At 72.1% G+C, this 12691-nt stretch carries 10 protein-coding genes; 6 read left to right on the top strand and 4 right to left on the bottom strand.

Annotated features, from left to right (window positions below):
• Positions 1-9: 9 nt before the first annotated feature.
• Entirely contained in the window at positions 10-2157 is a 2148-nt protein-coding gene (locus QMG73_RS42070) for an MMPL family transporter (RefSeq protein WP_281905168.1), read from the top strand.
• Here the strand turns inward: QMG73_RS42070 and QMG73_RS42065 are convergent.
• The 4 genes from QMG73_RS42065 to QMG73_RS42050 all read right to left on the bottom strand — a co-directional run bounded on the left by QMG73_RS42065 (position 2087) and on the right by QMG73_RS42050 (position 8344).
• Entirely contained in the window at positions 2087-5419 is a 3333-nt protein-coding gene (locus QMG73_RS42065; RefSeq protein ID WP_281905166.1) for an error-prone DNA polymerase, read from the bottom strand. The genes QMG73_RS42070 and QMG73_RS42065 overlap by 71 nt on opposite strands.
• Before the next feature lie 85 nt (positions 5420-5504).
• Entirely contained in the window at positions 5505-7040 is a 1536-nt protein-coding gene (locus QMG73_RS42060; RefSeq protein ID WP_407676933.1) for a DNA polymerase Y family protein, read from the bottom strand.
• Positions 7041-7077: 37 nt separating this feature from the next.
• On the bottom strand, positions 7078-7767 hold the full coding sequence (locus QMG73_RS42055; protein WP_281905164.1) for a GAP family protein: 690 nt from the start codon (positions 7765-7767) through the stop codon (positions 7078-7080).
• Between the two features lie 127 nt (positions 7768-7894).
• Positions 7895-8344 (bottom strand): SAV_6107 family HEPN domain-containing protein, encoded by a 450-nt coding sequence (locus QMG73_RS42050; RefSeq protein WP_281905163.1) that lies wholly within the window; start codon positions 8342-8344, stop codon positions 7895-7897.
• Between the two features lie 339 nt (positions 8345-8683).
• On the opposite strand from QMG73_RS42050, the gene QMG73_RS42045 reads away from it, so the two are divergent.
• The 5 genes from QMG73_RS42045 to QMG73_RS42025 all read left to right on the top strand — a co-directional run bounded on the left by QMG73_RS42045 (position 8684) and on the right by QMG73_RS42025 (position 12514).
• The gene (locus tag QMG73_RS42045; RefSeq protein WP_281905161.1) at positions 8684-9172 is read left to right on the top strand and encodes a YbaK/EbsC family protein; all 489 of its coding nucleotides are present in this window, start codon (positions 8684-8686) and stop codon (positions 9170-9172) included.
• A gap of 345 nt (positions 9173-9517) precedes the next feature.
• Positions 9518-10216 carry a monooxygenase gene (locus QMG73_RS42040; protein WP_281905160.1) on the top strand — a complete coding sequence of 233 codons (699 nt, stop codon included), beginning with the start codon at positions 9518-9520 and terminating at the stop codon, positions 10214-10216.
• Positions 10213-10755 (top strand): GNAT family N-acetyltransferase, encoded by a 543-nt coding sequence (locus QMG73_RS42035; RefSeq protein WP_281905159.1) that lies wholly within the window; start codon positions 10213-10215, stop codon positions 10753-10755. The genes QMG73_RS42040 and QMG73_RS42035 overlap by 4 nt, the downstream gene beginning before the upstream one ends.
• Positions 10752-11471 carry a carotenoid biosynthesis protein gene (locus QMG73_RS42030; RefSeq protein ID WP_281905196.1) on the top strand — a complete coding sequence of 240 codons (720 nt, stop codon included), beginning with the start codon at positions 10752-10754 and terminating at the stop codon, positions 11469-11471. Before QMG73_RS42035 ends, QMG73_RS42030 begins: the two co-directional genes overlap by 4 nt.
• On the top strand, positions 11459-12514 hold the full coding sequence (locus tag QMG73_RS42025; protein ID WP_281905158.1) for a glycosyltransferase: 1056 nt from the start codon (positions 11459-11461) through the stop codon (positions 12512-12514). The genes QMG73_RS42030 and QMG73_RS42025 overlap by 13 nt, the downstream gene beginning before the upstream one ends.
• Positions 12515-12691 lie beyond the last annotated feature (177 nt).

Here is a 12691-nt window from a genome sequence, read left to right as displayed (position 1 = left end):
GGGTTTGCCATGACACGATCTGTCGCTGGCCTCATCACAGGCCGCTGGACCAAATACCTCGTGATCGCCTTCTGGCTCGTGGTCGTCGCCGTAGCCGGGCCGCTCGCCGGAAAGCTCACCGACGTTCAGAGCAACGAAGCCAAAACGTGGCTGCCGGGCAGCGCGGAGTCGACCGAGGTGCTCGACCGGCAGACCGCGTTCACCTCGCCCGACACCATCCCGGCGGTGATCGTCTACGAGCGCACCTCGGGCCTCACCGCGGCGGACCAGACCGCGATCGCGGCGGACGCGCAGGAATTCGGCCGGATCCCCGAACTGGACGGGCAGGTCACCGGCCCCATCCCGTCGCAGGACGGGCAGGCCGTCCAGCTCGTGGTGCCGCTCAACCTCGGCGCCGAGGGCTGGGAGAAGGCCGGCACGATCGTCGACCAGATGCGCGCCACGGCAAATGACGGCGCGAACGGGATGAACGTGCACATCACCGGTCCAGCCGGGCAGGCCGCCGACTCCTCGGAGGCGTTCGAGGGCCTTGACACCACGCTGCTGTACGCGGCCGCCGGCGTGGTCATCGTGATCCTGCTGTTCACGTACCGCAGTCCCATCCTGTGGCTGCTGCCGGTGATCTCGGCGGCCGTCGCGCTGACCACCTCACAGGCCGTCATCTACCTGCTCGCCAAGCACGCCGACCTCACCGTCAACGCCCAGAGCGCCGGCATCCTCACCGTGCTTGTCTTCGGCGCCGGCACCGACTACGCGCTGCTGCTTGTCGCCCGATATCGGGAAGAGTTACGCCGCCACGACGACCGGCACGAGGCGATGGCGTTCGCGCTGCACCGCGCTGGTCCGGCGATCATCGCGAGCGCGGCCACCGTCGCGATCGGCATGCTCTGCCTGCTCTTCGCCCAGACGAACTCCACGCGCGGCCTCGGACCGGTCGCCGCCATCGGCATCGTCGTCGGGCTCGCCGCCATGCTCACCCTGCTGCCGGCGCTGCTCGTCACCGTCGGGCGATGGATCTTCTGGCCGACGCGCCCGAGGTACGGCACCCCCGAACCCACCGTCACCGGCTTGTGGGCCAAGGTCGGCGACCGCATCGCCCGCCGCCCTCGTGGCACCTGGGTCGTCACCGCGATCGTGTTGGCGATCATGTCGATCGGCGTGGTCCAGCTCGACGCCACCGGCCTGACCAACAAGGAGTCGTTCCGCGGCACGCCCGACTCCGTCGTCGGCGAGGATGTCGTGGCCGCGCACTTCGGCGGCGGCGCCGGCAGCCCCGTCGTCGTCGTGGCGAACGCGTCCGAGGTGGCACAGGTACGCGCGGCCGTCGCTGGCACATCCGGCATCACGTCGGTCACCGACCCGGTGGTCCGGGGTGGCGACGGATTCATGGAGGCCACGCTCTCGACGCCGTTCGACAGCGAGGAGGCGTACGAGACCATCGACCGGGTTCGGGACGCTGTTCACCCGATACCGGATGCGAACGCCCAGGTCGGCGGCACCACCGCGATCAACCTGGACCTCCAGCGGGCGGCCCGCGACGACCGCAACCTGATCATCCCGATCGTGCTGGCCGTGGTATTCGTGATCCTGGCGATGCTGCTGCGGGCCGTCATCGCTCCGCTGGTGCTGATAGCGACCGTGGTGCTGTCGTTCGCGGCGGCGATGGGGGTGAGCGCGCTCGCGTTCAAGTACATCTTCGACTTCGGCGGGGCCGACAGCTCGTTCCCGCTGTTCGTCTTCGTGTTCCTCGTCGCGCTCGGCATCGACTACAACATCTTCCTGATGACCCGGGTCCGCGAGGAGGCCAGCCGGCACGGGACGCGGCGGGCCGCGCTCGTCGGGCTCTCCGCCACCGGAGGCGTGATCACATCGGCCGGTCTGGTACTGGCCGGCACGTTCCTGGTGCTGTTCACGCTGCCGCTGACGGCGTTCGCGGAGATCGGGTTCGCGGTGGCGTTCGGCGTACTGCTCGACACGATCATCGTGCGTGCGGTGCTGGTGACGTCTCTCAACCTCGACATCGGCCGGCACATGTGGTGGCCCAGCAAGCTGGCCCACGTCCCCGACGAGGCCCCCCTCACGGGGGCTAACGGAAGTCGCGGGAGCGGGGAACTACTGGAGCGGGTACCGGGTCCAGGCGGTCGGCCCGCAGGTTGATGACGCCCTCGTGCTTTTCCAGGCGGCCCCGCACCAGCAGAGCGTTGCTGGTGCGGGCCACCTTCCGGTAGCGCAGCCACAGCCCCGGCGTACACGTCACGTTGAGCATTCCCGTCTCGTCTTCCAGGTTCATGAACGTGATGCCGCCCGCCGTCGCCGGTCGCTGCCGGTGCGTCACGATGCCACCGACCCGCACCTGCCGGCCGTTTTCGATCAGCCCGAGCCGCGCGATCGGTACCGCACCCGCCTCGTCGAGGCGTGAACGGACGAAGCGCACCGGGTGGCTCTCCGGCGACAGGCCGGTGGCCCACACGTCGGCGACGAGCCGGTCGACGGCGTCCATGCCGGGCAGCGGGGGCGGGTTGGCGCCGGTGGTGGTGCCGGGTAGGCGGTCGCGGCGTTCCTGAGCGGCGGCTCCGGCTGCCCACAGCGCCTCGCGCCGGTCGAGGCCGAAGCACGCGAACGCGTCGGCGGTGGCCAGCGCTTCGAGATGCGCGGTGGTGAGGCCGACGCGGCGGGCCAGGTCGACCATGTCGCGGTACTCCCCGCCCTCGGCCCGCTCCTGCTCGATCCGCACCGCCACGCCGTCGCCGAGCGTGCGCACTGTGGACAGTCCAAGTCGGACGGCGGGGCCGCCGAGGCCCCACTGGTGGGGTGGCTCGCCGGGTGCGCCGCGCCACCGGGTGTCCGGTGTGGACTCCAGGATGGCCTTGGCGGCGCTGGCGTTGATGTCGGGACGGCGTACCTCGACACCGTGGCGGCGGGCGTCGTCGACCAGGGTCTGTGGCGAGTAGAAGCCCATCGGCTGGGCGTTGAGCAGGGCGGCAAGGAACGGGCCGGGGTGGTACCGCTTGAGCCACGAGCTGGCGTACACCAGGTAGGCGAAGCTGATCGCGTGGCTCTCCGGAAAGCCGAAGCTGGCGAACGACGAAAGCTTCAGGTAGATGTCGTCGGCCAGTTCGCCGGTGATGCCGCGCTCAGCCATGCCGGCGTACAGCCGATCGCGCATCGCGGCCATCCGCTCGTTGGAGCGTTTCGAGCCCATGGCCCGGCGCAACTGGTCGGCCTCGGACGCGTCGAAACCGGCCACGTCGATGGCGAGCTGCATGAGCTGCTCCTGGAAGAGCGGCACGCCAAGGGTCTTGGACAACGCGTTGCTCATGAGCGGATGCGGAAACTCCCATTCCTCCTGCCCGTTCTTGCGCCGGATGTACGGATGCACCGAACCGCCCTGGATCGGGCCGGGCCGGATCAGCGCCACCTCGACGACCAGGTCGTAGAACTCGCGGGGCTTGAGCCGGGGCAACGTGGCCATCTGCGCGCGGCTCTCCACCTGAAACACGCCCACCGAATCGGCCCGGCAGAGCATGTCGTAGATCTCGGGATCGTCGAGCGCCATCGTGCTCAGGTCGAGGTCAAAGTCGATCATCTCGCAGGCGTACCGCAGCGCGGAGAGCATCCCCAGCCCCAGCAGGTCGAACTTGACCAGCCCCGCCATCGCGCAGTCGTCCTTGTCCCACTGCAGGACCGTGCGCCCCGGCATCCGCGCGTGCTCGACCGGGCACACGTCGATCACCGGCCGGTCGCAGATCACCATGCCGCCCGAGTGGATGCCCAGGTGCCGCGGAAAGGTCTGCAACTCGTTGGCGTACTCCACGACAAAAGGAGGAACATCGTCGACGTCCACCGCCGCGACCGAGCCCCAGCGGTCGATCTGCTTGCTCCACGCGTCCTGCTGGCCGGGCGAGAAGCCGAACGCCTTGGCGATGTCGCGCACCGCCGACCGCGGCCGGTACGAGATCACGTTGGCGACCTGCGCGGTGTGCTCCCGGCCGTACTGCTTGTAGACGTGCTGGATGACCTCTTCCCGCCGGTCGGACTCGATGTCGACGTCGATGTCGGGCGGCCCGTCGCGCTCGGGGGCGAGGAATCGCTCGAAGAGCAGCCCGTGCTGCACCGCGTCGACGTTGGTGATGCGCAGCGCGTAGCAGACCGCCGAGTTGGCGGCCGATCCCCGCCCCTGGCAGAAGATCCCCTCTTTGTGGCAGAACGTCACGATGTCGTACACGATCAGGAAGTAGCCCGGGAAGTTCAGCCGCGCGATCAGGTCGAGCTCGTGCTCGATCTGCCGGTACGCGTCCGGGTTGGCGGCCGGCGGGCCGTACCGGGCCAGCGCCCCCTCCATCGTCAGGTGCCGCAACCAGCTCATCTCGTCGTGCCCCGGCGGCACCCGGTAGTCGGGCAGCTTGGGCGCGACGAGCTGCAGGTCGAACGCCAGCTCGGCGCCGAACTCGGCGGCCCGCTCGACCGCGCCCGGATAGCCGGCGAACCGGGCCGCCATCTCGTCGCCGCCGCGCAGGTGGGCGGTGGCCGCCCCGGGCAGCCAGCCGTCGATCTCGTCGAGGCTGCGCCGTGCGCGTACCGCCGCCAGAGCCGTCGCCAGCCTGCGCCGCCCCGGGGTGGCGTAGTGGACGTTGTTCGTGGCGACCGTGGGCAGTCGCGCCGCGACGGCGAGCGCGGCGAGCGCCTCGTTGCGGTCGCCGTCGCAGGGGTCGCCGTGGTCGGTCAGCTCGACCGCGACGTTGTCACGCCCGAACGCCTCGACCAGCCGGTCAAGCTCGCGCGCCGCGGCGGCCGGACCCCCGACCCGCAACGCCGCCGGCACGTGCCCCTTGCGGCAGCCGGTGAGCACCAGCACCTGCTTGCCCAGGGCCTCGCCCACCTCCTCCAGCGAGCCGTAGACCGGGCGTCCCTTCTCGCCGCCCCGCAGGTGCGCGCGGCTGGCGGTGCGGGCGATCGCCGCGTACCCCTCGGGGCCGCGCGCCAGCACGAGCAGGTGCCGCCCGGCCGGGTCGGGCTCGCCGTTCTGCGGGCCGGGCAGTTCGAGCGAGAGTTCGGAGCCGAAGACGGTGGGCAGCTCCAGCCCGCGGGCCGCCTCGGCGAACCGCACCACGCCGTAGAAGCCGTCGTGGTCGGTCACCGCGAGCGCGCTGAGCCCGTGGCGGGCCGCCTCTTCGGCCAGTTCCTCGGGGTGGCTGGCGCCGTCGAGGAAGCTGAAGTTGGTGTGGCAGTGCAGCTCCGCGTAGGGCACGGTGCCGCTCGCGCGGACCAGGGCCGGCGCCTCGTAGGCCGGGCGCTTGCGGCTCCAGGCCGCGGAGTCGCCGCCATCGCCGTCGAGCGCCAGCGGGTCGACCACGGGTGGTCGCCCTGAGAGCGTCCGTTCCAGCTCTTTCCACGGTACTGGCGGATTGTGCCACCCCACCGAGCGTCACCCCCACCCTTCGTGATCAGGGCGTCCCTCAAGTCGTTCTAGCGACTTGAGGGACGCCCTGATCACGGGAATCTGCTCAGTCATAGATGGCCTCCAGCGTCCAGGCGCCGGCCGCTAGAGAGAGCAGCAGCGCGCCGCCGTCGGAGAGTGCGACGTGGAGACGGGCGCGGCGGACGGCCTCGGCGGAGGCCCACCAGCGCTCGTCGATCGGCCACGGACCGGCCCAACCGGTGACCTCCGCCCCGCCGCGAGCGCCCACCGCGACCCGCGCCGGCGGCGCGCTGACCGCCAGCCGGGCGCTCACCATCACCGCCTCACCCGCGCCGTCATGCACGGCGACCTGCGGCGGACCAGCGGGCACGGTCGCCGGCTGCGGCGGCGGGATCCGGCCCGGCCACGGCGGCTCCGCGGGCCGGGCGGGCACCCGCTCGTCGCCCCAGGGCACCATGCGCACCTGGTCCGCGGCGCCACGCCCGCCACCGGACACCGGGGTGACCACCGCCTCCGGCCCGAGGATGCCCTGCACCCGGCTCATCGCCCGGTGCGCCCGCTCGCGCTCCTCGCCCGTCTCGCCCCAGAGCCCCGGCTGCAATCCGGCGTGGGCGAGCACCCCGTCGGGGATCAGCCGCAGCCGGAGGATGCCCGCGCTGGGCCGGTCGCGCCCGGTCAGCCAGCCGCTCAGCTGCCAGCGCACCCGGTCGGCGATGGTCGCCGAGGTGAGCAGCCCGTCGTGCCGCCACACCCGGTGCAGCTCCTCGCCGCGCGCGGTCACCGCCTCGATCGCGAGCCGGGTGCACGCCAGGCCGTACCGCGCGAGGGTGGCGTGCAGCCGCTCACCCAGCGCCCGGGCGACGAAAGCGGCCGTGTCGACCCGGTCGAGCGGCTCGTCGAACGTCTCGGTGACGTCGAGGTCGGGTGGCGGCCGGCGGACTGCCAGCGGGCGGTGGTCGCGCCCAGCGGCCTGGTGGTGGGCCAGCGCGCCGTCGAACCCGAACCGCGCCAGCACGTCGCCGGCGGGCAGGGCGGCAAAAGCGCCGAGGGTACCCACACCGAGCCGGCGCAGCAGCCCTGCCAGGTCCGGCCGGCCGAGCGCCTCGACGGGCAGGCCCGCGAGGAACCGCGCGGTCTCACCCACCGGCACGAGCCGCCCGTCGCGCGCGGCCAGCCCGGCCGCGAACACCCCATCGGCGATGCCGACCTGGCACTCCACCCCAGCGGCCTGCGCGACCTGCTCGACGATCTGCTCGGCGGCCCGCTCCTCACCGCCGAAGTACCGGGCCGGCCCGCGAGCGGCCAGCGCGCACGCACCGGGGCGTACCACCTCGACGCCGGCCACCACCTGCTCGACCGCGGCGACCACCGGCTCGAACGCCCGCGCGTCGCGGTCGGGGTCGTGCTCCACCACGGTCAGTCGGGGGCAGCGGCTCTGCGCCTCACGTTTGCGCAGCCCACGGCGCACGCCAGCGGCGCGGGCGGCCTCGGAGCAGGCGATCACCCGGTTGGCGTGGAGGACGGCCACCGGGTCGGTCGCCGGGATGCCTTCGACGATCTCGACGGCGAGCACGGGCCAGTCGGGGCACCAGACCAGCAGCGTACGCACCCTGTCGATCATAGAACATGTGTTCGACTCATGTGAACAGTTGGGGCACTCACGTGAACAGTCGAGCCAGAGCATCGCGGGCCACCAGGAACCCGGCGATGCCCAGGATCCACCCCGTGGCGTTGCCTGCCTTGTCGGTGATCCACTTGTTGAGCCGCTGCAGCAGGGGCTCGACCAGCGACCGGGCGGCGAGCCGCCCCAGCAGCAGGACGGCGGCCGGCAGAACCATGACCACGCAGTACGCGGCCAGCAGCCCCAGTACCGTGGCCAGACCGAGATCGGAGGTGGTCATCATGCCGATCGCGCCCAGGTACGGCAGCATGGTCGCCACCTCCGCGAGCGCCGCCAGCAGCGCGAGGCCGGCCAGCCACCCCGCCGATCCGGTGCCCGCCGTGACCCGCTCGCGCCATCGGGACACGCCAGTACCCGGCTTGCGCCGCTTGGAGTCGAACCGGAAGCTCACCGCGAAGAGGCTCACACCGATGCCCAGCTGGATCCACAGGGCGACCGGGCTGTCGAGCGCGCCGTCGGCCCAGCCGGCGATCGAGTCGGCGCCGAGCAGGATCAGTACGCCCACCGCGAAGTAGAACACCGCGATGGTGCCCAGGTAGAGAAGGATGCGACCGGCCCGGACCCGCCCGGGCGCCAGCATCAGCCAGATCGGGATGAAGAGCGTGCCGATGCTCGTGCTGTCGAGCAGGGCCAGGCCGACCAGCGAAAGCAGCAGTGTGGAACTCACACCATGACGCTAGGTGCGGGAATCCGCCCATCCGTCGGCTCGGATGACGAAACCGCGGTACATCCTTCGACGGATCAGCTGTGTTTCTGGCGGCCTGACGGCCCGGGGCCCCTGAGGCCCCGGGCCGTCAGGCCGCTGTCATGCCGAGGGTGGGTTGGTGTGAGACGCCGAGCGCGACCTCGATCACCGCGACGAACTGCTCGGCGGCGCGGAGCAGGTCGTCGGCCTCGCGGGCGGTCACCACGCGCGGGATGCCCGCCTGGGCGGCGGCGCGCTTGCTCGCTCCGGCGGCGAAGTAGGTCGCCCACTCGCGCAGCTCGGGAGCCACCATGATCAGCAAGGTCCAGACGCTGGTCACCTTGTTACGGCGGCTGGGCGTGGGCTGAGCCCGGGCGGCTAGCACCGCGGCGGCGGCGCGCAGGGCGGCGAGATGCGCGGCCGCGTAGCGCAGGCCGTCGGGGCGTGTCTGTGACGCCTCATCGAGGCCCCGTCGGGCGAGAACGAGCAGCTCGGCCGGTGTGCGATGCGGGAGCACGTGGGCCGGAACGGTAGGTGTCTGAGCCGTACTGGTCGGCATGGGACTGTCTCCTCGCGATCTTCACTCGACGGCGTACTCGTACCGCTCACCGGCCGGGCGTGAACGCTTCCCCGCCTCACACCCGACCGGCCGAGCCGGCTGGTCCGTCGCCCGCTGCCCGGGGGTCGGGGGGCAGCGAGCAACGGCCCTGCCTGTGAGTCCAGGACCCGCGAATGTCCGGACCCGCGTGCGGTTTCCGCAAACCGCCCTCGGAAGCGGTGGTGCGAGCCACCCCTCCCGAGTGATTCGAACAGTCGTTCGAACCACTAAGAACAGTACACCTCCCCTACGACAAAAACGCAACGCCGAACACCCCCCACGCGGCGCAAGATGGTCACCATGTCAACTCACCCCAACATCCAGGCCGTCCAGGACGCGCTGGAGAGCGCCGACGCCACCGACGCGGCCGGGCAGCCATGCCAGGTGCGGATGCTGCCCGACGCGGTACACACCGCGGCGGCGGCCGCCGCGGCGCTCGGCGTCGAGGTGGGCCAGATCGCCAACTCGCTGATCTTCGACGCGGGCGGCGAGCCGCTGCTGGTCCTCACCTCCGGCGCCCACCGGGTCGACACCGCCAAGGTCGCGGCCGATCTCGGGCTGGCGGCGCTGAAGCGGGCCACCCCGGAGTTCGTACGCGCGCACACCGGCCAGGCGATCGGTGGCGTGGCGCCGCTCGGGCACCCCAAGCCGGTGCGCACGCTTGTCGACACCGCGCTGGCCGGGTACCCGGAGATCTGGGCCGCCGGCGGGGTGCCGCGCGCCGTCTTCCCCACCACCTACACCGAGCTGCTCCGCATCACCGCCGCCACCCCCGCCGAGGTGGCGTGAGCCCTATTGGATCTATTCCAAGGGCAACCCAGGATTTGAGCTACCGCGATGCCCGTCGTGCCGCAGACCGTCGCTCCCGCAGCCTCGCCCTCCGCGCCCAGTCACGCTCGAGATCCCGACAAAATCCCTGATTTTGTCGCCTCAAACGCGCCCGGAGGCCACAACATCAGGGATTTCGCTGCCATGTCCGGGCGGGTCGTGTAGCCGCGGACGGTGAGGCCGCGGGAGCAGCGGTCCAACGCGCGGCGGACGTCGCGGTAGCTCAATATCCCTTCACGTAGATCGATCCCCCGCGCTACCGACCGGGGCGGTTCTTCGGGCTGTACCCGTAACGTGAAACCCATCATGCTTCCGGTCACGCTGCAGGTTTGGCGGGTGCCGCGTCGGGCGGCCCCGCTGGCGTTCGCCAGGATGGCGCGCGATCCGCGGCGGTTGCGCGCCACGCCCGGGGTGCGCTTCGCCAAACTGCTCGGCACCGGCGACGGGTTTCGGGTGCGCGACGCCGACCTCACCCGGTACGCGGCGCTGGTGGTCTGGGACAACCCCGGCGCGGCGGCGGCCTTCGACGCGACGCCGGCCGCCCGCGCCTGGGCGCGCATCTCCACAGACGCGGCGCGGCTCGACCTGCGCCTGCTGAAGGCCACGGGGCGCTGGTCCGGCCGCGAGCCGTTCGGCGAACCGGGCGCGGGCGGAGCGGGACCGGTGCTCGCCCTCACCCGCGCGCGGCTCAAGGCTCGTAGGGCTGTCACGTTCTGGCGGGCCGTACCGCCGGTCGCCGCCGCCGTCGAGAACGCGCCCGGTCTGCTCGCTCACTTCGGGGTGGGCGAGGCACCCATCGGTTGGCAGGGCACAGTGAGCGTGTGGCGCAACGAGGCAGACCTCGCCCGGTTCGCGTACCGTCACCCGGAGCACCGGGCGGCGATCACCCGCACCTCCACCGAAGGGTGGTACGCGGAAGACCTGTTCGCCCGGTTCGCGGTGCTCGACGTGATGGGCGACCGTAGTGTGTTGGGCTGGTCAGAGGGAGGGCACGGGCGCGCATGAGGTTGGTGCCGTGGAAGCCGGACGACCTTGCCAGGCGGCTGGACGACGTGGTGGCCGTGTACGGCGAGGCGATGGGGTATCGGGCCGAGCTGCTGGAGGCGCGGCGCGGATACATCGCCACCCACGTCCGGCGACCCGGGTTCCGGGCGGTCGCCACGCTGACCCGCGACGGCCATCTGGTCGGCTTCGGCTACGGGTACACGTCGGCGGGCGGGCAGTGGTGGCACGACCAGGTGCGCGGCGCGCTCGACGACGAGAATCGCAAGGCGTGGCTGACCGACTGCTTCGAGGTGGTCGAGTTGCACGTCCGGCCGCCCGCGCAGGGTCACGGCGTGGGCGCCCGGCAGTTGCGCACGCTGCTGTCGATGGCGGCCGGCCGCACCGCCCTGCTGTCCACCCCCGAGGCCGACGAGCGCACCTCCCGAGCCTGGCGGCTGTACCGGCGCTTCGAGTTCGTCGACGTGCTGCGCGACTTCCGCTTTCCCGGCGACGAGCGGGCGTTCGCGGTGCTGGGCAGGACGCTGCCGTTAGCTGGCTGAAAGGGTTACTGGCCGCGCTGGTCCTGGCCCAGATCGGGTACCCGCTGACCAGCGGTGACGCCCGCGCCCGGCTCACGGTCGCGGTGGTCGTACTGGGTTTCGCCTTCTCGGTCGCGCACGCCTGGGCGACGCGCGGCCCCCGCACCGCGGCCTGGTTGGTCGCGGTGACCGCCGGTGGCGGGTACGCGGTCGAGGCGCTGGGCGTAGCCACCGGCTTCCCCTTCGGCGCGTACGCCTACTCGGGCGCCCTCGGCCCGAAGCTCGCGGGCGTGCCACTGGTGATCCCACTCGCCTGGACGTGGATGGCGTGGCCGGCGTGGCTCGCGGCGCTCCGGGTGGCCCGGCGGACGGTGTCGCGGGTCGCGTTGGGCGCGGTCGGGCTCGCCGCGTGGGACCTCTTTCTCGACCCGCAGATGGTCGCCGAGGGCTACTGGACCTGGTCGGATCCGCATCCGGCCCTGCCCGGCGTACCGGACGTGCCGATCGGCAACTACCTCGGCTGGCTCGCGGTCGCGCTACTGATGATGATCGCTCTTCAGGCGGTGGCGCCTTCGAAAGCACGCGATGGACCGAGTCACACCCTCTACCTCTGGACGTACGCGTCGAGCGTGCTCGCGCACGCCGCCTTCCTCGGCCTGCCCGCGTCGGCGGGGTGGGGCGCCGCCGGCATGGGCGTGCTGGCGATCCCGCTGGCGGTGTCCCTGTGGCGACGGTGATCGCCTTTATCGTCGCCGCGTTGACCGTGCACACCGCCGTGAACGCGCTCCTGCTGCGGCGACCGCCCCGGGGCGCGACCGTGGCCGAGAAGGTCGCCGTGCTGCTCCCCGCGCGTGACGAGGCCGAGCGGATCGAGCCGTGCCTGCGCGCCCTCCTCGCCCAGCGCGGCGTACCTGACCTGCGCCTCATCGTGCTCGACGACGGCTCGAGCGACGGCACCGCGAGCGTCGCCGAGGCGCTCGGCGCGACCGTCGTCACCGGCGCGCCGCCACCGCCCGGCTGGCTCGGCAAGCCGCACGCCTGCCAGCGACTGGCCGACCTCGCACCGGACGCCACCGCGCTCGCCTTCGTCGACGCCGACGTCGTCCTCGCACCGGACGCCGTGGCGGGTGCCGTGTCGCAGCTGCGCGCGGGTGGGTTCGGCCTGCTGTCCGTGTACCCGATGATGCTGGCCAGGACGGTGGGCGAGCGGCTCGTGCAGCCGTTGTTGCAGTGGTCGTGGCTGACGTTCCTACCGCTGCGCGCGATGGAACGCTCGCCGCGCCCGTCGCTCGCCGCCGCCGGCGGCCAGTTCCTGATCGTGGACCGCGCGGCCTACGCGCGGGCGGGCGGCCACGCGGCGGTGCGCGACCAGGTCGTGGAGGACGTCGCGCTGGCGCGCGCCGTCAAGCGCTCCGGCGGCCGCATCGCGCTCGCCGACGGCTCGCGCGTCGCGACCTGCCGCATGTATAACTCGTGGCGCGAGCTCGAAGCGGGCTACACGAAGTCGCTCTGGACGATTTCGCCCGCTGTCGTGCTCCTTTTGCTCATCCTGTACGCCTTACCGCCGGCCCTGGCACCGATGGCACCCGTGGCAGGGCTGTCCGCCTACGCCCTAGGCGTAGCCGGCCGCATCATCACCGCCCGAGCGACCGGCGCCCGCCCGTGGCCAGACGCCCTAGCCCACCCGCTGTCAGTGCTAGCACTCGCGTGGCTGGCACTCCGCTCCCGTTACCTGAGACACCGCGCCCGCCTGACCTGGCGCGGCCGCCCCCTCCCCTAAGGGGCGCTCCGCGCCCCTTTCTCCGCCGCGCCGCGCCGCCCCGCGCCGCCCGCGCCCTTTCCTGCGCCGATCAAGGGCAAAAACACGGCTCTTCGCCCCGATGTGTGGGTTGGGGTCGGGTTGGTGATTGGGGCACGCCGTTGCCTGGCCTAGGTTTCGGACTGTCTGACGGTTCGA

The sequence above is a fragment of the Phytohabitans aurantiacus genome (assembly GCF_027923225.1).
GTDB lineage: Bacteria > Actinomycetota > Actinomycetes > Mycobacteriales > Micromonosporaceae > Phytohabitans > Phytohabitans aurantiacus.
Note: the sequence above shows the minus strand (reverse complement) of the source record. Positions and strands in the feature narration are given on the sequence as shown.